The organism is Paenibacillus sp. J22P218, assembly GCF_056269195.1.
This window is the reverse complement of sequence record NZ_JBWDNL010000003.1, coordinates 452,340-475,150: the sequence shown is the minus strand read 5'-3', so window position 1 is coordinate 475,150 and position 22,811 is coordinate 452,340. Positions and strand designations below refer to the sequence as shown.

The window sequence follows — 22,811 nt, the reverse complement described above, 5'->3', positions numbered from 1 at the left end:
TAAGGGAAGTATAAACAAATAGGTCTATTATTGGCTAATTAGCGAAGGGGATTTGGCAGCCTAACCGAGGGAAAGGTTGGGCTGCCGCTAAGAAGCAGCTAAAGGAATTAACAGCGAGAAGACGCAGCCGCTGCCATCTATATCGTTAAGGCTTACGGTCAGCTCGCCGCCGTGAATATCGGTGATTTCCTTAGCGATCGACAAGCCGAGGCCGCTGCCGGGAATGCGGCTGTTCCGTGACCTGTCGACGCGGTAGAAGGAATTGAAGATGAACGGCAGGGCATCTTCCGGAATGCCTGCGCCGGCGTCGGTGACGCGGAAGATGACGGCTTCGTCTGCATGCTCCATGGTGAAACGGATCGGGCAGTCGGCATCGGAATACTTAAGAGCATTATCGATGAGGTTGTCGATGACTCTCGCGATCAGATGCTTATCGCCATTGATAATTAACGGCGCTGATAGTTGCGGTCGAACAGCTGTGAATGGCCTTTTCTCCAATCGTGTGTAGGCCGTCCATTTCGCGGCTGCCGTATCGAAGAAGGCTGCGGCTTCCACGCTGTCGAATTCGGCGCTCAGCTGCCGGGTCTCCAGCAGGCTAAGCTCGTTCAGGTTTCGAACGAACTGGTTAATGGTCTGAATATCCTCATAGATCCGCTTAAGATAGATACCTGTATCGGCCGGCGCTATTGTGCCGTCCGTTATGGCGTCGATGTAACCGCGAATGAGTGTTATTGGCGTCTTCAAGTCATGCGATATGTTCATGAGCAGCTCCTTGCGCCAATGCTCCATGCGCGTAAGCTCGTCAACCCGCATCGCAAGCTCGGAGTTGATTTCACTGAGCTGCTCCGTACGCTGTTCGACCTTATGCTCGAGCTGCAGATTATGTTCGTTCTGCTGCTCCATAAGCTCGCGGATTTTCGTTGACATGCGATTAAATGACCGCAGCAGCTGATTGAATTCAAGCGTCCTCGTATCGTTCGGCGCTGCGGAGAATTGTCCTTCGCCGAGCTCGGCGAAAGCGTCCGCCAGAAGGTTGACCGGCCGCGATACTTTGGAGCGCAAGTAGAAGGCAAGCGCAACGCATAGAAAGAAAGCGACTACGCCAAGCAATGACAGTTGCATAATGAGTTGATCGCGCGTCTTCTCCGAGAGTTCCTGCGTTGCGCTGTGAATCGGCTCCAGCAGCTTATGCTCAGGAATAACGTAGCCTAGTATCCAATTGGTCGTTGGTATCGAGCGGCTGAATATAAGTTTCTGCTCGCCGTTAATTTTGAGGCTTCGATAGCTGTCTACCGTATCGTTGCTGAACAGCGTATCCAGCTTCAACTGCTCGATCTCCTCCATGCCGTGCTGCTGGGCGGCGATCAGCTCGTGGTTGCGATCGAGCAGAAGGGCGTACCCGTTCTCGTCGCCGAATCTTGTGTCGAGCACATTGTCTACGAATTGCTCGATTGTTACGTCCGCGGCAACTACGCCTCGCAGCACGCGCTGCTCATCATAGACGGGCGTCGTAGCGGTGAACATCCAGCCACGCGGCGTAATGTCATAGTAAGGCTTCGTCCAGGCGACCCGGTTAATATTCGGACGTACATTAAGCGCATCTGAATAGAAGCGGTAGGAGGTGAGGGCGAAGATCGGGGTATTCGGATTTCGCTTCGCTGAGCCATTGTATTCAGGGTAATAAAACGACCCGGCGGCCGGATGGATATAGTAGATGGACACGATATTCGGCTTGCGCGACGTCTCGGACTTGAACAGAGGGAAAAGTGCCTTGCTCTTGGCTAAGTCGCGCGCGAGCTCAGGCGATGGATAGTTGCTCGCGTTATTCGTGCGTACCGAGATGACGCCCTCGCCATTCGCGTTCTTCTCGACGAAGCGGCCCCCTTCGTTATCGTAGGAGAACACGATCGGCTTCACGTTGTTATGGCTATGCTTCAATGAGAAGATGGATTCAGCAAGAGACTTCGAGAGCAGTACGGCATCTTCGACAAGCCTGAGTTCGGTGTCGATCGCGCGAACCTGCCCGTCGATATTGGCTTCGTACATGCTTATGTAATTTTTTTCGGTCATATCCGTATTCCTTGCATTGAAGTGACTGAGCTGCGAAGTAACGGTCTTGCCGGCAAATATGGATAGAAGCAGAAGAGGGACGAGAGAGACGGTCAACATAGCCGCAAGCATCTGAAAGGCGAAGGTGCGCGGTTTAAGGGTGGAATTAAATCTCTTTAATCGGTTCATCGAACTTGTACCCGATTCCGCGTATGGTGACGATGCGCTCCGGCGCTGCGGGATTGCGTTCGATCTTCTTGCGGAGATGACCGATATGCACTTGCAGCGTCTTCGTATCGAGGCTGTTCTCGTAGCCCCAAATATGGCTTAGCAGACGTTCGGTCGTCAGCACTTGTCTCGCATTTTGCATGAGATAAGAGAGGAGTTGGAACTCCTTGGCGGACAACTCGACCTTGACGCCGTCTACGTACACCTCATGGGCGTCGATCTTGAGCTGTACATGGTCGGAAGTAATGGAGTTGGAGACAACGGGGGCTATTCTGTCGCGGACGATGCGGTTCCGGCGCAACTGCGCCTTAATGCGGGCGACCAGCTCGATCGGACTGAACGGCTTGCTCACATAGTCGTCTGCGCCGACGCTCAGGCCGACGACCTTATCGATCTCGGTATCTTTGCAGGTGAGGAAGACGATAGGCACATCGGTCTTCTGTCTCAGCCTAGCGCACAGCTCGTAGCCCTCCATATCGGGGAGCAGTACGTCAAGGACGATTAATGAAGGCTGTTCGTTCTCGGCTAGCTCGATAGCCTGCTTGCCGCTCGTCGCGCTTAAATGGCGGAATCCATCCTTCGTCAAGTACATGCCAACGAGCTCGCCGATCCTAATTTCGTCGTCTACGGTTAAGATGAGTTCTCTCGTCATGTCCGTTCACCTCTTTATGTCAAAGTTAAGAGTGCAGTGTATGTCTTAAATATAAACGCGAGAGTGAGGTTTATGCAACAAATATGTTAGTTTATATGACATAACTATACCTTGAGGGTGAACAAAAATAAGCCGATGCTTGATGCGCCGGCTTATTGCGGGATGCTATTGGCCTTACTGATTGATATAACGCTCGAAGATTGAACCAAAATCTTTTACTTTATATTGCTTATGCGTATCTACCATCCAAGTGAAGGCCGCTTTGTTAATCGCATCGAACTGCGATACGACATTGAAGTCGCCCTTGTGAACCGACTGGATCGTCGTGGATGCCATGTTCAAGCTGTTTCTAGCGAATTCGAGCGTCAAGTTATTTTCGTGCGTAATTTCGGAAATTTTCATAAGCGCTTTGTACAGATCCTTAAGCTCCTCGATATGCTTCTTGTGCACGTCGATACTGAGAACGACGGGACCGATCGTGAACTTAATCTCCACGTCGAGATCGACCGTTCCGGCTGTCTCCATCGATACATTTGCAATCGGGTTGGTCGCATACGGGTAACGTCTAAGCGTACGCTTCTTGCTCATTGCGCTCGTGCCGTCGAGATGAATGAGTGCTAAGTTCGTGAAGCAGTATTCGTCGGCCTTCGATTTGATCAGAAAATAAATTTTCTCGTCATCCTCGTGCAAGACGTAATCATCGGAATCTACTTTGTCGTAATTATTGGGATGAATAACGGAGCCTACGTCGCTCAGGCCAAGCACATCCGCTGCTATTTTGCCAAACATCGAACCAATCCTCTCTACGTAAAAATAACGTACCCACACATTATATAATAATTGCTGGAAAAAATGTTATTGATTTTGCGCTGCCGTGCTTATGCCTTCTTTGCCGCGATCGAGAAAATGACCGTTTTGCCGGCGCTGTCGACTTGAATATTGACGTTGTCATTGCCAATCGTTGTTTGCTGTGAAGCGACTTTGCTGCCGCTTTCGACGCGTTTGCAAATGTCTGCGAACAGCTCGCGGAACGCATAGGCGTTGTAGCCGAACAGCTGATTGGCGAACTGATCGACAACCTCTGAATTGCGGGCCAATGCCCCTTCGCGCAGACGGATCGTCACGCCATAGGTGTTGTATTGCGGGTCAAGCCAAATGGCGGCTTCCTCGGTTGCGGCGGAAGTGCCTGAAGCTTGGTTAGTAACGCTGTCCTTCTCCGTTTGGTCCTTGAACAGGCGCAGAGTTGTTTCGTATAAATCATGATTCGAGCCGCGCAGTTGGCCCGCTGCGCTCAGCGCTTCATAGGCGTCCCACATCCGCTTGTCCGGGAAGACGACGATTTTGTTGCCGCCGCCGGCCGTTGGTACGATGCGTTCGAGCTTCTCGGGCGATACTTTAACGGCGAGTCGTTTGGTCTTATCGGTCAGCCTGTTCAGGATAACGAGCGCTTCCGCCCGGGTAACGGTATCGCCTACGCCGAAGAAGCCGTTCGGGTAGCCGACCATAATGCCTTTGACGAGCGACTCGGCAATAAACTTCTGTTCGCGCTCGGAGGCGCCCATAATGTCGCCGTACGCTTGCGCCATCTTTTGACCGAATATGCCGTCCTCCAGAAACTCTGTTTCTTGCAGGGTGTAGTAGATGATCTCGGCGACGTTCTCGCGGGTCATGTTGGCTTGGAAGTCGCTGTAGCGGCTTTTGTTCAAGAAGTGGAGGTCGCTGGCGATTTCGATGAAATCCTTGGCCCAGTACCCGACCGTGTTCGGAATGAACGTAAAGTAGCGATAGTCCTGCTTAAGAATCGCCTGGTTCTCCGAGCTTAACGATTGCAGGAAGCCCGAGGACCAGCTTCTCGAGCCGTTCAAATGCAAATCGGAATAGGAAAAAATGAGCATTTTGATGAATTGATCGACTTGAACGGGGGCTTGAGGTTTGAAATTGCCGTCGGGATAGCCGGCAAGAACGCCGCGCTTCACCATATCGGCAATCGTCTGTTCGGCCCAGTGTCCGCGTGTGTCCTTGAAGGGAGCGGCTGCTGCGGAGGCGTGGTCGATGCCGGTGCCAAATGCGCCTGTAGACCCGAATGTCAGTAAAGTAATCGTAAAGAATAACAGAACATAACGCTTCATTAAAATCATTTCCTCCTAATTTATAAACGAATGCCTCGAGTTCTAGATAACCATATTTAAGCAAGGGAGAGAACTGCCTTTATAACTATTGCGAATGGGGTTAGTTGGGCGCATAACGGTTAGGTCGGACAGCATATCCGTCATAGGCCGAAACGACAAAAAATCCCGAACATCCGCTAATCGTTAGCGAACATCCGGGATGAATGGCATGTTTGGATCGGTTAAATTAGTCGAGGACGGCTGTGATATGAGCCTTCGTTACCGACCAGTGGGAGGCTGTCCATACTTTAGCCTTCTTGTCGATGTACAAGATTTGCGGCGATTCATGCTTGACCGAAGTATCTTCCGCGATTTGGTTCGATACCGGGCGGGACTCGATTACTTTAACGAGCAAGTAGTCTACGTCTTCGCGCGGCTTGTCGTTCAAATACTGGTTGAATTCGTTAAACGCATTCGCGCTAACCGGGCAGGTTGTGCTGTGCTTAAGGACAACGACAGGACGGGAATCGGAGCCCTCGAGCGCGCTGTTCCATTCTTCGATAGTCGTAATTTCTTTATAAGACATAATAGGTAACACTCCTTTTTGTATGATTGAATAGGCAGGACTTGTCTCCCTAGTATAACGTTAATTGCTGTTAAAAGCATCTTTGCGGCACGGTGCGATAATAATCGTCATATCGGCGTATTGCGTTTGATTGATGGTCGTGATATGATGACTTCAGGAAAAATGACCGAATTGGTTTTTTGGTCATTTAGTCAGAAATGAAAGAATGAAAAACGACAATGGTGCGGAGGTGGACAAATGGCTGTTGATCGCAGGCAACAAATCGTAGAAGCGGCAGAAAGGTCGTTCGCGTTGTTTGGCTACAAAGCGACAACAATGGACCAGGTCGCCAAGATCGCGAATGTCGGCAAAGGGACGATCTACACTTTTTTCGCGAATAAGGAAGAGCTGTTCCAAGAAATTATGAAGAAGCTGCTTCATCATATGAGATTGGTGGCGGAGACGGTCATCGACCCGAATAAGCGGTTCTTCGATAATTTATACGCAGCGCTTGAACAATTGCTTGAATTCCGCGAGAAGCATGAGCTTGCGCTTAAGTTGTCGCATGAGGTACGCGAGATTGGAACGCCAATGGCGATCGAGGGTTTAAGGCAGATTGAACAGGCTGTGGTAGGATATATTAAGACGCAAGTGCAGATTGCGATTGATAAAGGCGAGATTAGGCCTTGTGATCCGGAGATGACAGCATTCGTCATGCTGAAATTATATATGGCATTAACCGTCGATTGGAATAAGGCTTACAAGCCGCTTGAGAAGGGCGAAGTATCCGATCGGCTGCGGTTTTATTTGCAAGAAGGTTTGGTTATGGCTCCTAGGTGACTGGGATGCCTTTTTTCATCAGAAAAAGTGACCGAATGACAAAAGTGGTCACAATGTATGCGGGAGAGTGGATAATATGAAGTGGTTCGGATTGAAGCAGTTCGGCAAGGAACTGTCCGGCATCGGCAAAAACAAGATGCTGCTTATTTCGATTGCTGGAGTTATGGTCATACCGGTGATGTATTCGTCGATGTTCATTAGTGCCTTTTGGGATCCGTACGGGAATTTGGACAAAATGCCGGTGGCGGTCGTTAACGCCGATGAAGGGTATACGTACAACGAGGAGACGCTGCATATCGGCGAGGATTTTACGGAAGAACTAAAGGAAAACGAAAAGTTCGAATGGCACTTCGTAAGCAAGGAAGACGCGCTGAAAGGCATGGAAGATCACGACTATTATATGGCGATAGAAATTCCTTCGGATTTCTCGGAGAAAACAACGTCACTTACTTCCGACCAACCTGTACCTGCGCAAATTACGTATTTGTCGAATGAGAGCTTTAACTTCCTTGCTTCGCAAATCGGCAGCAAGGCCGTTGATACGATGAAGGCGGAGCTGAATAAGGAAGTGACGTCGGCGTATACGAGAACGGTGTTCGAGCAGATGGAAGAGCTGGCCGATGGAATTGGCAAGGCGGCTGGCGGTGCTACGGAAATTGCGGACGGCACGACGAAGGCGAAAGATGGCGCGAAGCTGATTCAGGAGAATCTGAGCAAGCTGGTCAGCGGCAGCGTCGCCCTTCAAGAGGGAGCGGCGAAGCTGGCGAACGGCAGCTCTGAGCTCGGTGAAGGCGCTGCTTCGTTAAGCGCCGGAACGGCTGGTCTGTCGGGCGGACTGGCGCAGCTGTCGGCAGCGCAGCAGCAGCTCGCAAGCGGCGGCGCGTCGCTTGGCGCGGGAGCGTCGAAGCTCGGCGCGGGAGCGAGCGAGCTTGCCGGCGGCTTGACGCAGCTGGCTGACGCGAGCGGCGCGCTTGCCGCGGGCAGCGAAGACGCGAAGCAGGCTGCGGGGCAGATCGCCGGCGGGCTGAGCGACTCGGCCGCCGGCGAGGCGAAGCTCGCAGCAAGCGCGGCGAAGCTCGCGAACGATCTGGCGCAGCTGGCGCAAGCTGATCCGGAGCTTGCGAAGGATGAAAGCTTCAGCGGATTGCTGACGTCGAGCAGAGAGCTGGCCGCAGGGCTTTCGAAGTCTGCAGAGGGACAGAAGCAATTAAGCTCGGGAGTGGACCAGCTTCATGGTGGTCTGGCGAACCTGACAGCGGGATTGAGTCAATTCGACGAGAAAGCGACGGCAGCTTCGAAAGGCGCGGATGAGTTAAGTAGCGGCGGCAAGCAATTGGTTGTCGGTGCGGAGCAGTTTAGCAGCGGTATGAAGCAGTTCGGTGAGAAGCTGTCGGAAGCGGCTAATGGCAGCAAGGATATTGCGGCAGGAGCGGAGAAGCTTAATAGCGGTGTTGCTACGCTTGCGAATGGATTGAATACGTTGCAGTCGAACGTAGGGCCATTCGTTGACGGATCTGTGAAGCTGGAAGACGGTGCGAAGGATATGACGACCGGGCTGCTCAAGCTGGAGGACGGCACGCAAGAGTTGTCGGGTAAGCTGAGCGAGGCATCGGATCAGACGGCGGATCTGGATCTGACCGATCCGATGGTTGATATGTTCGCCGATCCGATCCAGCTTGATGTTGAGAAAGTAAGCGAGGTCGATAATTACGGTACTGGACTAGCGCCGTACTTCTTATCGCTAGGTCTATATGTTGGCGCGATGATGCTTACGATTGTATATTCGGTACGCGATCCGATGATCCGTCCGGTTAACGGTTGGAGCTGGTTCTTGAGCAAAGCGCTGACAGTCGTGGCGATTGGTACGATTCAAGCGCTTATCGCCGATGCGGCGCTGTTGTATCTGCTCGATTTGCAAGTGACGAGTGTACCGTTATTCGTTGGTTACTCTGTGCTGACGAGCATTACCTATATGATGATTATTCAGTTCCTAGCTTCTTCGATGAACAACCCGGGCCGTTTCATTGCGATCATATTGCTTATTTTCCAATTAACGAGCTCCGCAGGTACGTTCCCGATCGAGTTGGTGCCAGACTGGCTCCAAGCGATATCGCCATGGCTGCCGATGACCTATTCGGTAGCGGGCTTTAGAGATATTATTTCAAGCAGCGATTACAGCTCGTTATGGAGCGACAGCTTGATTCTAGCCGGTATCGCATTGCTTTTCGCGCTTCTCTCGTACGGTTACTTCACGTACAGCCACCGCAAGACGAAAGGCGAGAATGCCAGCGAGACTGCGACTACGACATTAGCATAATAAAGCAATGAGTAAGTAAAGGGGCAAGGCCGGATTGCCGTGAACGGTTGTTCATAGGCGAGGGGCTTGCCTCTTTATTTTGTTTTAGTCGGCAGTTGCGGGAAATGAGCTGTAAGAGCATATATGAACTTACACGCAGGGAGTAGCTAGTGTGATTGGTCTGTAAGAGCGTATATGCGCTTACAGAAAGCTGGAAGAGATAGAGCGGATAATCGGCGCGTGATAATAGCCGACTTTATGATTGCTATTGCCGATTTACTGATATACTGTATAATCACAAGTGTTTCTTTTAAATATAGGAATATAATAATCACTCTTATACGGGGCCTATATTTCACCGCGAAACGTTAGCTTTTGCCGCCTAGGACGGCACAGAACCGAGCTGCGCAAAGAAGCAGCTAGCGGTTCGTGCGCAGCATCAGCCGTTTACGCTTGTTAGTAAAGGGGAATGCGGAATGCCGGATCAAACGATTATTCGCTTTGAACATGTTACGAAGCGTTACGATAATGACGACGCAGTACTGAAAGATGTTAGCTTCACCATCGAGCGGGGCAAGTTCTATACGCTGCTCGGACCGTCGGGCTGCGGCAAGACGACCATCCTTCGATTGATTGCCGGGTTCACGGAGCCCTCGGAGGGGCAGATTTACTTCAATGGCAAAGTCATTAACCGCGTGCCTGCGAATGAACGCCAAGTGAATACGGTGTTCCAGGATTACGCGCTGTTCCCGCATCTGAATGTGTTCGAGAACGTCGCCTTCGGACTGCGGATCAAAAAAATGAAAAACGCCGACGTCACAGCCAAGGTAAAGGACGCGCTTAGGTTCGTCAACCTGGTCGGGTATGAGTCGCGCGAAATCACTGAGATGTCCGGCGGTCAGCGTCAGCGTGTCGCGATCGCGCGCGCGATCGTGAATGAGCCGGAAATCATATTGCTGGACGAGCCGTTGTCGGCACTGGACCTTAAGCTGAGGACGGAGATGCAGTACGAGCTTCGCGAGTTGCAGCGCCGCCTGGGCATTACGTTTATTTTCGTTACGCATGACCAAGAGGAAGCGCTGGCGATGTCGGATGAAATTTTCGTAATTAATGAAGGGAAAATTCAACAGAGCGGTTCGCCGACCGATATTTACGATGAGCCGATCAACCGTTTTGTAGCCGACTTCATCGGCGAATCGAATATTGTGCCAGGCCGCATGAAGCAGGACTTTGAGGTGGAATTCGCCGGTCGTTTATTCGAGTGCGTTGACCAAGGGCTTAACAAAGACGAGGGAGTAGAGATCGTCATTCGTCCCGAAGACTTGGAGATTACGAAGCCGGATCAAGGCAAGCTCCAAGTGAAGGTCGACTCGCAGCTGTTCCGCGGCGTTCATTACGAGATATGCTGCCTGGACGAAGCGGGCAATGAATGGCTTGTCCACTCCACGCGCAAAGCAACGGTTGGCGAACAGATCGGCTTAACCTTCGATCCGGAGGCGATTCACGTCATGAGGCTTGGGGAGACGGAAGAAGAATTCGATAAGCGGCTGGAATCGTACAGCGACAGCGAGGCTGCCGATGTCGAATAGATCACGAAGCTTCTATCTCGTGCCCTATGCGGCATGGATCGTGTTGTTCGTCATTGCGCCTATCGTGCTGATTGCTTATTATTCGTTTTTTGACGTGGAAGGTAACTTCACGTTCAGCAACTATGTTAACTTTTTCACTCCTGTCTACTTGAAAATGACGTTAAGCTCGTTCTGGTACGCGTTCTTAATTACGGCGTTCTCGCTGCTCGTCTCGTATCCGACGGCGTATTATTTAACCCGCGCGAAGCATAAGCAGTTATGGCTGCTGCTTATTATTTTGCCAAGCTGGATCAATTTGCTGCTGAAGGCTTATGCGTTCATCGGCTTGTTCGGTACATACGGCTTCGCCAACTCGTTGCTTGAGGTGCTGGGCATCGGCACGCAACAAATATTGTTCACCGACTTCAGCTTCCTGTTCGTATCGGTGTATATTTTCATTCCGTTCATGGTGCTTCCGATCTTCAATGCGCTGGAGAAAATGAATCCGTCGCTCGTATACGCCGCGCGCGATCTAGGCGCGTCCTCTTGGACGACGTTCCGCCGCGTCGTATTCCCGCTGACGATCAGCGGCGTGAAGGCGGGCTGCATGGCAGTGTTCATTCCGGCGCTGTCGCTCTTTATGATTACACGCCTGATCGCCGGCAACCGGGTCATTACACTCGGCACGGCGATTGAGCAGCATTTTCTCGTCACGCAAGACTGGGGCATGGGCGCGACCATAGCCGTATTCCTCGTCATTGCGATGGCTCTAATGATGCTTCTGACAGGCAACCGAAAGCGGGGTGCGGTCGTTGCGCGAAAAAAATAAATGGTCGAACATTTATCTCGTAATCGTGTTTGCGCTGCTTTATGCGCCGATCTTTTACTTGATGTTCTATTCCTTCAATAGCGGCGGCTCGATGCGCGACTTCGAGAGCTTCACGTTCGATTATTATGTAGAAGTATTCCAAGATACGCGGCTGCTCATTATCGTGTTGAATACGTTCGTTATTGCCTTGTTGTCGGCGGCGCTATCGACCGTCCTTGGCGTCCTTGGCGCGATAGCTATCCATCAGATGAGGCGCAATCGGCCCAAGCAGACGCTGTTGACGCTGAACAACGTACTGATTGTAAGCCCGGACGTTATTATCGGCGCTTCATTTTTAATCCTGTTTACGATTATCGGCATTAAGCTTGGTTTCATGTCGGTACTGTTGTCGCATATCGCTTTCAGTGTCCCGATCGTCGTTATTATGGTGCTGCCGAAGCTGGAGGAAATGAGTTCTACGCTGATCGATGCGGCGCGCGATCTGGGCGCAAGCTCGTGGAATGTACTCACGAAGGTTGTGCTGCCATATATTAAGCCGGGCATATTCGCCGGTTTCTTCATGGCGCTGACGTATTCGCTCGATGACTTCGCCGTTACGTTCTTCGTAACGGGCAACGGCTTCTCGACGCTGTCTGTCGAGATCTACTCGCGGGCGCGTCAAGGCGTATCGTTGTCGATCAACGCGTTGTCGACGCTGCTATTCCTATTCACCATTCTGCTCGTTATCGGCTACTACTTCATTAATCGGCGGAGCAATGGCGGGGCTGGCAAGACCGGTAAGGAGGGACGGGCATGAAACAGCTGGTTAGAATGTTCGCGACCGTCATTGTGGTTGCGCTGGGGCTTATGTATTTGACTTCCTATCTGAATTCCAGCGAAGGCTATACGGGCGGCAATACGCTGACGATCTATAACTGGGGCGATTATATCGACCCTGAGCTGCTCGATCGGTTCGAAGAGGAGACGGGCATCAAGGTCATCTATCAGACATTCGATTCCAATGAGGCGATGATGACGAAGATCGAACAGGGCGGTACAACGTTCGATGTGAGCATTCCTTCGGAATACGCGATTAGCAAAATGAAAGAAGAAGATCTGCTTATTCCGCTCGATCATTCGAAAATTCCGAACCTAAAACATATCGACGATAACTTCTTGAATCTATCGTTCGATCCGGATAACGCTTATTCGATCCCGTATTTCTGGGGAACGGTTGGCATCGTCTACAACCCGGAGCTGGTGGACGGCATTGCATTTACGAGCTGGGACGATCTCTGGGATGAGCGCCTGCGCAATCAGATTCTGTTGCTCGACGGCGCCCGCGAAGTTATCGGCATGGGGTTGAACAGCCTTCATTACTCGTTGAACGATACCGACGAGGCGCATCTGCAGGAGGCGAAGGCGAAGCTCGGCACGCTGACGCCTAATGTGAAGGCGATAGTCGGCGACGAGATCAAGATGCTGCTTGCGGGTGAGGAAGCGGCGGTTGGGCTTGTGTGGTCCGGCGACGCGTCGGAAATTATGGGAGAGAACGAGAAGCTGGATTACGTTGTGCCGCAAGAAGGCTCGAACCTGTGGTTCGACAATATGGTTATTCCGAAGACGGCCCGCAATATTGAAGGGGCGCATCAGTTCATTAACTTTATGCTCGATCCCGAAGTCGCTGCGCAGAATACGGAATACGTAGGCTACTCGACGCCGAACAAGGATGCGCTGGCGCTGCTGCCGGAGGATATATCGGGCGATGAACGTTTCTACCCAAGCGAAGAGCTGACGAGTAAGCTTGAGGTGTACGACAACTTGGGCAAGAAGATGCTGGCTCACTACAATGAGTTGTTCCTGGAGTTCAAGATGCATAGCAAATAAGAGTAAATGGGGAAACATACATCATGAATAAGAAGTGGCTGAACTATGCCGGCCTCGTGCTTGTTGCCGTTATATGGGGGGCGAATTTCGGTATTTCGCGGCTTGCGATGGAGTCCTTCCATCCGATCGTATTTTCATTTCTGCGTTTCGGCGTCGCGATCCCGTTCTTCTTCCTTATCTTGAAGCTTACGGAGGGCAGTGTCGGCGTACCGTGGCGTCTCGTTCCGAAGCTGATGCTAATCGGATTGCTCGGCATTACGCTGCTTGAGATTACCGTCATGTACTCCATTAAGTATACGACGCTTGCGAACGCGTCATTGCTGAACGTAGCGCCATGGCCGATCTTCGTGGCCTTGTTCGCGCCGCTCTTCACCCGCGAGACGATTACGTCGCGGCTTGTGGTCGGCGGCGTCATCGCGATGATCGGCGTATGCTTCGTTATTCTTGGGGGCGATGAAGGCTTCGCGCTTTCGTCCGATAATATGCTTGGCAATGCGATGGCCTTCGGCGTCAGCATCATCGGCGCTTTGTTCAACTTAAGCTCGGTATCGCTTATGAAACAGTACTCCGCGCTGCGTGTGAGTACGTGGACGATTGTATTCGGCGCTATCTTCATGCTGCCGTTGACGATCGGCTCATGGGGGCAGACCGATTGGCAGAGTCTGGGGACGGAGCAATGGTTGTCCATTGCGTATAACGTACTTATCTGCACGGTGCTTGCATTTGTCGTATGGAACGCTTGTATGTTCAAAGTGGGCGCGACGCGCTCGAACTTTTTCCGTTATGCGGTGCCGGCAGCAGCGGTTATAGCAGGTTATATTTTGTTCGACGAGCGGATCGCTGCGCTGCAGATCGGCGGGGCGGCGCTTATGGCGGCCGGACTTGTATGGATCAGCGTAGAGCGCAAGAAGGCATAGGTTGGCAGGGGAATGTTTCAAAAAGACTGCTTCGAATGAGGTCATACGACCTTGCTCGAAGCGGTCTTTTTTTGTTGAGGTCAGCTGCCGTTGCTGGAATATGCCGTAACGGACTGCAGCGGCTCTATTTTGTTCCTATTTACTCTTTCTAAGCTGTTACGGACCGAACTGACTTTACTTGCCTGCCGGATCGGATATTATCGCTGATTCGTAGCTATTACGGTTCTTTCAGTCCGTAATGACGAGGGAATGGTGCAAATGCATTCGTTAGTGCCGTTCCTCCAGTCCGTAACCGTCAAACGATAGGTGGAGGACGGCTGACAAGGATAAGATACGGCGGAGGTGAGGAGATTTAGGCTTGGTTTTTGTTGGAAACCTAACATGTATTGTAACATAGTGTGAACAACCATTTTCACGTACGATTTTCGGTGAAAATACCCATATATTTAAAGTTTTTAAGAAATTCGAACAGAGAAAAACGTTGTAATGACGGCGATTATTGTTTCTCATGTCAGGTGTTAATCTATCTAACAATCAATGAAACTCTATTTAACAATGGATTAAAACGTAAAAAATTTGCATTTTTGCGATAAAAAATAGTTTCAAAAAAGATTTGAAACAGGTAAAATGAAAAAATCGGCGTTGGGTGCAGCTCTAATAGACTGCTGCGCTAAAGCGAACATTAAGAAAAAAGGACGGATACTCAATGACTGTAAGTGCAACTGCAAGTACAACGAAAGAAACGTTAAACCCTTACGAAATTGCTCAACAGCAAGTCGACACGGCTGCTGCTCTGCTGCAGCTTCCCGAGCATGTTACGAACATTTTGAAGCACCCAAGAAGAGTATTGTCCGTAAGTTTCCCGGTAAAAATGGACGATGGTTCGGTTCGTGTATTCGAAGGCTATCGCTCCCAGCATAATGACGCAATCGGACCAACAAAAGGCGGCATCCGGTTCCATCCGGACGTAACGCTTGACGAAGTAAAAGCGCTATCGATGTGGATGAGCTTCAAATGCGGCGTAGTCGGCTTGCCTTACGGCGGCGGCAAAGGCGGCGTTATTTGTGATCCGCGCACGATGAGCAAAGGCGAGCTTGAGCGCGTAAGCCGCGCATTCATGGAATCGATCGCTGACTTCGTTGGCCCGGACAAAGATATTCCGGCTCCGGACGTATACACGACTCCGCAAATTATGGGATGGATGATGGATACTTACAGCCGTCTTAGCGGAAAATATTCTCCAGGCGTCATTACGGGCAAACCGCTTATTATCGGCGGCTCCAAAGGACGCAATGAAGCGACGGCGCAAGGCTGCGTCTACACGATATTGGCTGCGCTTAAGGACAAAGGTCTTGCTGTTGAAGGCGCGACTGCGGCTATTCAAGGCTTCGGCAACGCTGGACGTATTGCGGCTCGCTTGCTTAGCGAAGCAGGATGCAAGATCGTAGCGGTGAGTGATTCCAAAGGCGGTATTTATAACGCAGAAGGCCTTGATGTAGAGTACATCGGCCAACTGAAGGATACGGCTTCGATTAGCGATTACGGCCAACAATATGCGATTTCGAATGAACAGATTTTGGAACTGGACGTTGACATTCTCGTTCCGGCTGCGCTGGAGAACGTGATTACATCCGCGAATGCAGACCGTATCCAAGCGAAAATTATTGCCGAGGCTGCTAACGGACCAACGACGCCTGAAGCGGATCGCGTACTGCATGCTAAAGGCATTACGGTCATTCCTGACGTGCTTGCGAATGCAGGCGGCGTAACGGTATCTTACTTCGAGTGGGTTCAGAACTTGATGAATTACTACTGGAGCGAAGCCGAGGTACTTGAGAAGCTGGAGACGAATATGATCTTGTCCTACGTAGCTGTTCGCGATTTGGCAGCAGAGCACAAGACCGACCTTCGTACGGCAGCATACATGATTTCGATTAAACGGATTGCGGCAGCAATGGAAGCTCGCGGCTGGATCTAATAATAGGCATCTTTTTACTCGAACATAATGAAGAGGTGAAGGCATCATGAAACAACAAATCCGTATTGGTATTGTAGGTTACGGTAACCTGGGCCGCGGGGTAGAGATGGCGATCAAGCAAAACCCAGACATGCGTCTGGACGGCATATTTACACGCCGCGACCCTGCAACGATTCCTTCCGAGGTTAAAGCTTTCCATATTGACGATGCTGAGAAGCTGACAAGCGAGTTCGACGTTATGATTTTGTGCGGCGGATCGGCTACCGACCTGCCTGAACAGGGGCCGCAGTTCGCCAAACTGTTCAACACCGTCGACAGCTTCGATACGCATGCGCGTATTCCGGAGTATTTCGAACAGGTCGATTCGGTTGCCCGCGCGAACGGTAAGGTGAGCGTGATCTCGACTGGCTGGGATCCGGGCTTGTTCTCTCTGAACCGTCTGCTGGCGGAGTCGATTCTGCCGGAAGGCAATGAATATACGTTCTGGGGCAAAGGCGTCAGCCAAGGCCACTCCGATGCGATTCGCCGCGTGAACGGCGTTAAGCATGGCGTGCAATACACGATTCCAAGCGATGAAGCGGTAGATCGGGTACGCAGCGGCGAAAATCCGGAGCTTGCAACACGCGAGAAGCATCTTCGTGAATGTTACATCGTTGCGGAGGAAGGCGCGGATCAAGCGGCGATTGCCGAGGAGATTCGTACGATGCCGAACTATTTTGCCGATTATAACACGACGGTAAATTTCATCGATGAAGCGACGATGAAGGCGGAGCATTCGACTATGCCTCACGGCGGCATGGTGCTGCGCAGCGGCAAAACAGGCGTGAACAGCACGCAAATCATCGAATTCGGCCTGAAGCTGGACAGCAACCCGGAATTTACGGCGAGCGTGCTCGTTGCGTATGCACGGGCAGTGTACAAGCTGGCCGCAGAAGGACAAGCAGGAGCAAAGACGGTATTCGACATTCCGTTCGCTTATTTGTCGCCGAAGTCCGGCGCAGAACTCCGCAAGGAACTGCTGTAATATTTTATAAGTAGAAACGAAGCGATTCGAAGGGAGCCAATTCACCTCGGGTCGCTTTTTTCATTCTTTACATAACGAATCCAGAACATCTTATTTGCATATTTCAACGGTTATTTGCTTTCTAACGAACTCAGTAAACCTTATTTAACCGAAATGAAGCGTAATGGAAAGGATTGAGGTGAAATAACAATACCCTGATTCGTAATTAATCGTTTCTGAGGAGGAAACAGTAAATAAGGGTTTGAGGATTCCCGGCGCGGCTTGAGTCTTTTACAAAAACTCTAAAAATCGCTTACATAGGCTTAATAGTTGGCTTGTACGATGGTATCGACCTAGGATGCGCTCGGCTCTAATCGGAGAGTATCGGATAGGTACATTCAGATCGGGAGATCGTAGGGGGAACTATTGTGAGCTTCGTACGCAATACTAACAGCACAAGCATTCGCAAAGCACTGCAGGTTGCTGCTGCAGGACTTATGGCATTTACATTAATCGGACCTGTTAACTTGAATAAGGCGGAAGCAGCCGCTGCAACGTTCTCGATGGCGAAAATCGCAGGTTACGACAGCGGAGCCGGCTATCTGAATGCCGGTACGGAAATCGTCGTATATGATTGGGAAGGCAAACGGGCATACTCGACTAACTCGGCTGAGAAAGCAATTGATATAATCGATCTCTCCAAACTCGGTCAAGAAGAAACGATTGAACGTCTTAACCGTGTAACGGTAGAAAGCTTCAATATTGAAGGCTTCACACCGGACGGCGTAACGAGCGTAGCTGTTCATCCATCAGGTAATTATATTGCGGCATCCGTGCCGGCAAGCCCTAAGACCGATCCGGGCAAAGTTGTATTCATGGACATGGACGGTACTCAGATTACTTCAGTGACGGTAGGCTCACTGCCGGATATGCTGACGTTCTCGCCGGACGGCAAACAACTGTTGGTCGCTAACGAAGGCGAGCCGAACGGGGATTATACGATTGACCCGGAAGGTTCGGTATCCATTATCGACGTAACAGGTGAAGTTGGAGCATTGACGGATGAGGATGTAGCAACGGCTGGTTTCGGCAGCGTTGCAATTCCTGAGGACGTGCGAATTTTCGGACCAGGATCTAGTGCAGCACAAGACTTGGAGCCCGAATATATCGTTGTGTCGGCTGACAGCAAGAAAGCATACGTATCCCTGCAAGAAAACAATGCAATGGCAGAGGTTAATCTGACGACGAAGCAAGTTACAAGTGTTCACGCTCTTGGCTTCAAAGATCATTCGTTGCCAGGGAATGGTCTAGATGCTTCCGATAAAGGCGGAGCTATTGATATTAAGCCGCAGCCAGTGCTGGGCATGTATTTGCCGGATGGAATGGCGATTACTAAATATGGCAGTAAGTCGTATATCCTTACAGCCAACGAAGGCGATGATAGAGAATATGATGGTTTTGCCGAAAAGAAAAGAATTAAAGCGATCAAGGACAATATCCACCTAGACGCGCAATATTACGAGGGTTTCACGCAGACGGAGCTGGATGCGTATGTTTCAAGCAATGCCTTCGGTACGGACAGCATGCTGGGGCGATTGAATGTCTCCGCGGTTGACGGTCTGAACGATGAAGGCGTCTACGACAGGCTCTACAGCTACGGCACGCGTTCGTTCTCCGTGTGGGATGCAGAGACAGGCGCTCTCGTATTCGACAGCGGCGATCAGTTCGAGCAGTTGACGAAAGATCATCCTTTCTTCAATGCGAATAACGAGGAAAGCAACGATAAAGACGTACGAAGCGCGGCAAAAGGACCTGAGCCGGAATACGTGGAAGTCGGCACAGTCGAAGGCAAGACGTATGCGTTTATCGGACTTGAGCGCATAAGCGGCGTCATGGTTTATGACATTACAAATCCGAAGAAACCGACTTACGTTACTTATATGACTTCCCGTGTGGATGGCGACATTGAAGCTAACGAAGCCGGCGATATTGCGCCGGAGGGATTGAAGTTCGTCCCGGCTGCGAAGAGCCCGACGGGCAAGGCGCTGCTGCTGGCGGCACATGAAGTGTCCGGCACGATTGCCGTATACGAGATTACGGCGCCGAAGCAGCCAAGCACGCCGTCAGTGCCGGAGGTAACGCCGGAGCCTAGCCCAAGCGCAACTCCGGAGCCAACTCCGACACCAACGCCTACGCCGGAAGTTAAGCCAGGCGAGTTGAACGTTACGGCAGAGCAATTCGCGGATAAGCTTGCTGGGCTTCCGGCGGGAACGAATGAACTTACGTTCGATGCGGGTACACCTGGCGATAACGGGATCTCGGTCGTACTGCCAGCGGGCGTGAAGAATGCGGCAACTGCGAATCCGAACTTAGTGATCGTCATTGAAGGCGATAATGTCAGCTATGAGCTTCCGATCTCGGCAATCAATTGGAGTGAGGTTAGCAAGCAGCTTGGCGGAGATGCGGCGAAAATTATCGTATCCGTTCGTCCGGCAAGCGGGGGTGCTAGCGAGCAGATCGAGCAAGCGGCCGTGGGTCAACAAGTTGATTTGCTCACAGGCGCATTGGAGTTCACTGTAGTTGCTGAAGGCGCTAATGGCAGCAAATATACGATTGCTTCTTTCGGAGCAACATATAACGATCGTACGATTACATTAGACGGTACTTCGGTTAACGGAAATACAGCAACAGCTGTACGCTTCGATGAAGCGACAGGCCGACTCGTATTCGTGCCATCCACGTTCACGGCGGCTGGCGGCGATACGATCGTTAACATGAAACGTAACGGAAACAGCGTATATACAGTCATTAACGGCAGCAAGACATTCGACGACGCGGCCTCCCACTGGGCGAAGCCGGCAATTGATTCGCTCGCATCGAAACTTATCGTAAGCGGCGTGGACGAGAATCATTTTGCGCCGAACAAATCGATTACGCGTGCAGAGTTTACAGCCATCATCGTTCGCTCGCTCGGTCTAAATGAAGCAGCGGCCGGCACCAGCTTCTCCGATGTATCGGCAAGCAAATGGTACGCGGGTGCGATCCAGACGGGCGTGCAAGCAGGCGTTATCAGCGGCTACAACGACGGAACATTCCGTCCGGAGCTGACGATAACAAGGCAAGAAATGGCTTCGATTCTGATGAAAGCCGTTCGTTACGCAGATGCCAATACGGCGGCAACGATAGCAGCGAAAGCTGAATCGCTGAACCCATTATCTGCTATTAAGGATGCTGGCTCGATAGCGGCCTGGGCGAAGACAGCTGCAGCTGAAGCACTGGCTGCAGGCATCGTGGAAGGCAAAGCTGTAGATACATTTGCGCCTGCTGCGAAGGCTACCCGCGCAGAAGCGGTAACGATGCTGCAACGAACGCTTAAACAGATCGGATTTATTAACTAACCATGGAATGAGTTAGACCTGAGACTCGGTCACCCGGGCAAGCGGATGAAGCTTGCTGCGGGTGACTGGGTCTTTTTTTAATTTGCCTCATGATTGCATATATGATCAGCGATTTCCAAATCGAGTGAAGGCAGGAAACAAAAAAATGCGGACAAACCCGCGCCAATCCGATATAATCGTCTAAGTCGATAATAAGAAGAACTGGAAATTGAGGTGCAGTCGTTTGCAGCAAAGGTATGACCAATTGGATTCGCTTAGAGGGTTGGCCGCATTGGCCGTCATGATCGGACATTTTTTCCTCGTATTCATGCCTATGGCTCAGAATACATCAAGTATGAGTTATTTGGAGTATCCGCTAAACGTGCTGAAATATTCGCCGCTGCATGCTTTTTGGGGCGGTCATGAAGCAGTGATTATGTTCTTCCTGCTCAGCGGCTTCGTATTGTCGCTTCCGTTCTATAGCAATAAAAAGCAATCCTACCCGAAATACGTCGTGAAACGGATTTGCCGCATTTATTTGCCGTTCGTGGTCGCTTTGTTTATCGCTATTTTATTCCGTGATGCGGTATTTCTGAAGAAGCTGTCGGATTTGACGCCTTACTTCAACAGCCTTTGGACGCGGTCGCCGGATTTTGCGTCGATTGGAGATCATTTGCGTTTCATTACCAACTACAACACGACAAAATACAATCCGATCATATGGACGCTTGTCCATGAGATGCGGATCTCGCTTGTATTCCCGTTCGCTATGTTCTTTGTGGCAAAATGGGGCTGGAAGGCTGGCGTGCCGCTCGCGATCGGGCTTTCGCTCGTAAGCATATATTTGCTGGGAGTCATCGAGACGCGCTACACAACAAACTATGTCATTTCGCTGCATTATGCTTCCTTCTTCGTCATTGGGGCGATGCTGGCCAAATATAGAGAGTCTCTTAAGCAATTGTATAACCGGATGAATGGTTGGTTTGCGGCCGCAGTCTTAGTCGCAGCGTTATTCAGCTATTCGTACAAATGGGTCATTTACAGCAAGTCGTTCGCTAAGCATGTTACAGAGATCCAAGGCGATTGGCTCATCGCGCTGGGCGCATCGATCTTTATCGTGGCAGCTATGTCATCGGCTCGCGCATTGAAGCTGCTGCATCTGAAGCCGCTATTATTCCTTGGAAAAATCTCTTACAGTCTCTACTTGTATCATATGATCATTTTGCTCACATTCTTGCATAAGTTAAACGGAACGATGGACCCGGCGTTTATCGCGATGATTGCATTCGTTGCTTCATTCGGAGCTGCGGCAGCCAGCTACTATTATGTAGAGCTGCCTTCGATCCGGCTTGGCAGGCTGCTTACTACTTCTCGCAAACAGCAGCAGACGCAAGTAGCCGCGAAAGGCAATACCTCGGCAAGCATGTAACTAAAATAAGAAAGCCGTCCTTCTCGTTTGAGGGGACGGCTTTTATTATTGTCCATTTAACCGTGCGAGAACTGCTGGCGGTATTTGCGAGGCGAGATGCCCTCGTATTTGGCGAAGCAGGAAGTGAAGTAAGCGGCGTGATTGAAGCCGACTTCCTCGGCAATGCGGGCGACCGCAAGATCGGTTTGCAGCAGCAGCAGCTTCGCTTGCTCGATTCGGAAGCGCAGCAAATAGTCGAAGGGCGCGCAGCCGAATTCCTTTTGCATGCAGCGGGCGATATAAACGGGGTGGAAGTTGATGCTCTCGCCGAGCTGCTGCGCCGTAATGTCCGAGCGGTAGTGCGCGCGCAGATAAGAAGCCGCCTTCTCCGCGCAGAGCGCTTGAGGGGACGGTCCGCTTAGCTCGATCGAGGCCGAGAGGTGCTCAATTACTTCTTGGAAAATAAGCTGCTGCTTCCAGCGGACACTCGGAATATGATCGTTCATATTAAGCTGGACGAGCCGTTGCAGCGAATCTGCCATTTTCGTAGGCTGAAGCAGCTTTGTGAACTGAGGGAGCTGCTTAATGAAGGTTTTTGTAGTGTAAATATTAGTTGTATGCGCTGTCATGGCAGGACTGTCTTCGGCGGGTCTTTCGAGTGCGTGCTCGACTACGCTCCAATCTCCTGCGGTCTGAAAATGAATCCAATAATACGTCGTATGCTCCTTATTCGCGTTTGTCGCATAATGGTGGGCATCGGGACGGAGGATAAGCGCGTGTCCGGCCTCCACGTCGAAATGGTTGTCCTCTTCCCCCATATAGAGACATCCATTAGTAACAATAAGCAAATCAAACACGCCAATGTTGCGTCTGCTAGGGTGCTTTCGCCCTGCGGGAGATACGGCCGGCCCCCCTGTAATGTAGTGGGGAAGCGGTGGAATCGTCATCTGAATAAGCGGCATAAGGGGGCGAGCCTCCTTGAATGTAATTGTTCGTGATCGAGGTTGGAATTTTTATAGTTTCGGTTGTAAAACTGATACATCAAGCTCAGTATAGCATCTATAATTTGAAAAGACGATGGTTGAGACTGATGAGGATGAGACCGCAGAAGGGCGGCTCGTGCAGGG

The 22,811-nt window shown here is 51.0% G+C and carries 17 protein-coding genes; 11 read left to right on the top strand and 6 right to left on the bottom strand.

What is annotated here, in order from left to right:
* Nucleotides 1–87: 87 nt before the first annotated feature.
* The 5 genes from AC0YN0_RS16825 to ytxJ form a co-directional block, all read right to left on the bottom strand.
* Complete coding sequence (locus tag AC0YN0_RS16825; RefSeq protein ID WP_475822289.1) at nucleotides 88–2,238, bottom strand: ATP-binding protein; 2,151 nt, start codon at nucleotides 2,236–2,238, stop codon at nucleotides 88–90.
* Nucleotides 2,216–2,929, bottom strand: coding sequence for a response regulator transcription factor (locus AC0YN0_RS16820; RefSeq protein ID WP_475822288.1), 714 nt, complete (start codon nucleotides 2,927–2,929; stop codon nucleotides 2,216–2,218). The genes AC0YN0_RS16825 and AC0YN0_RS16820 overlap by 23 nt, the downstream gene beginning before the upstream one ends.
* 174 nt (nucleotides 2,930–3,103) lie before the next feature.
* On the bottom strand, nucleotides 3,104–3,718 hold the full coding sequence (locus AC0YN0_RS16815) for a PH domain-containing protein (RefSeq protein WP_337104269.1): 615 nt from the start codon (nucleotides 3,716–3,718) through the stop codon (nucleotides 3,104–3,106).
* An 89-nt stretch (nucleotides 3,719–3,807) separates the two neighbouring features.
* The gene (locus tag AC0YN0_RS16810) at nucleotides 3,808–5,058 is read right to left on the bottom strand and encodes an S-layer homology domain-containing protein (protein ID WP_475822287.1); all 1,251 of its coding nucleotides are present in this window, start codon (nucleotides 5,056–5,058) and stop codon (nucleotides 3,808–3,810) included.
* Between the two features lie 226 nt (nucleotides 5,059–5,284).
* Nucleotides 5,285–5,623 (bottom strand): bacillithiol system redox-active protein YtxJ, encoded by a 339-nt coding sequence (gene ytxJ / locus AC0YN0_RS16805; protein ID WP_337104271.1) that lies wholly within the window; start codon nucleotides 5,621–5,623, stop codon nucleotides 5,285–5,287.
* Nucleotides 5,624–5,860: 237 nt separating this feature from the next.
* Between ytxJ and AC0YN0_RS16800 the strand changes: the two genes are divergently transcribed.
* From AC0YN0_RS16800 to AC0YN0_RS16750, 11 genes are all read left to right on the top strand, one after another.
* The gene (locus AC0YN0_RS16800; protein WP_475822286.1) at nucleotides 5,861–6,442 is read left to right on the top strand and encodes a TetR/AcrR family transcriptional regulator; all 582 of its coding nucleotides are present in this window, start codon (nucleotides 5,861–5,863) and stop codon (nucleotides 6,440–6,442) included.
* A 76-nt stretch (nucleotides 6,443–6,518) separates the two neighbouring features.
* The gene (locus tag AC0YN0_RS16795) at nucleotides 6,519–8,759 is read left to right on the top strand and encodes a YhgE/Pip family protein (protein WP_475822285.1); all 2,241 of its coding nucleotides are present in this window, start codon (nucleotides 6,519–6,521) and stop codon (nucleotides 8,757–8,759) included.
* Nucleotides 8,760–9,214: 455 nt separating this feature from the next.
* The gene (locus AC0YN0_RS16790) at nucleotides 9,215–10,327 is read left to right on the top strand and encodes an ABC transporter ATP-binding protein (RefSeq protein ID WP_442051868.1); all 1,113 of its coding nucleotides are present in this window, start codon (nucleotides 9,215–9,217) and stop codon (nucleotides 10,325–10,327) included.
* Nucleotides 10,317–11,135 carry an ABC transporter permease gene (locus AC0YN0_RS16785; RefSeq protein ID WP_475822284.1) on the top strand — a complete coding sequence of 273 codons (819 nt, stop codon included), beginning with the start codon at nucleotides 10,317–10,319 and terminating at the stop codon, nucleotides 11,133–11,135. Before AC0YN0_RS16790 ends, AC0YN0_RS16785 begins: the two co-directional genes overlap by 11 nt.
* A complete protein-coding gene (locus tag AC0YN0_RS16780) occupies nucleotides 11,119–11,931 on the top strand; it encodes an ABC transporter permease (protein WP_475822283.1) in 813 nt (270 codons plus the stop codon). Before AC0YN0_RS16785 ends, AC0YN0_RS16780 begins: the two co-directional genes overlap by 17 nt.
* Nucleotides 11,928–13,001, top strand: coding sequence for an ABC transporter substrate-binding protein (locus AC0YN0_RS16775; protein ID WP_475822282.1), 1,074 nt, complete (start codon nucleotides 11,928–11,930; stop codon nucleotides 12,999–13,001). Before AC0YN0_RS16780 ends, AC0YN0_RS16775 begins: the two co-directional genes overlap by 4 nt.
* Nucleotides 13,002–13,024: 23 nt before the next feature.
* Entirely contained in the window at nucleotides 13,025–13,918 is an 894-nt protein-coding gene (locus AC0YN0_RS16770) for a DMT family transporter (RefSeq protein WP_475822281.1), read from the top strand.
* A gap of 706 nt (nucleotides 13,919–14,624) precedes the next feature.
* Entirely contained in the window at nucleotides 14,625–15,896 is a 1,272-nt protein-coding gene (locus AC0YN0_RS16765) for a Glu/Leu/Phe/Val family dehydrogenase (RefSeq protein ID WP_475822280.1), read from the top strand.
* Between the two features lie 46 nt (nucleotides 15,897–15,942).
* Entirely contained in the window at nucleotides 15,943–16,920 is a 978-nt protein-coding gene (locus AC0YN0_RS16760; protein ID WP_475822279.1) for a diaminopimelate dehydrogenase, read from the top strand.
* A gap of 407 nt (nucleotides 16,921–17,327) precedes the next feature.
* On the top strand, nucleotides 17,328–20,297 hold the full coding sequence (locus AC0YN0_RS16755; RefSeq protein ID WP_475822278.1) for a choice-of-anchor I family protein: 2,970 nt from the start codon (nucleotides 17,328–17,330) through the stop codon (nucleotides 20,295–20,297).
* A gap of 223 nt (nucleotides 20,298–20,520) precedes the next feature.
* The gene (locus tag AC0YN0_RS16750; RefSeq protein ID WP_475822277.1) at nucleotides 20,521–21,705 is read left to right on the top strand and encodes an acyltransferase family protein; all 1,185 of its coding nucleotides are present in this window, start codon (nucleotides 20,521–20,523) and stop codon (nucleotides 21,703–21,705) included.
* A 56-nt stretch (nucleotides 21,706–21,761) separates the two neighbouring features.
* Here the strand turns inward: AC0YN0_RS16750 and AC0YN0_RS16745 are convergent, their stop codons facing one another.
* On the bottom strand, nucleotides 21,762–22,646 hold the full coding sequence (locus AC0YN0_RS16745) for a helix-turn-helix transcriptional regulator (RefSeq protein ID WP_475822276.1): 885 nt from the start codon (nucleotides 22,644–22,646) through the stop codon (nucleotides 21,762–21,764).
* Nucleotides 22,647–22,811 lie beyond the last annotated feature (165 nt).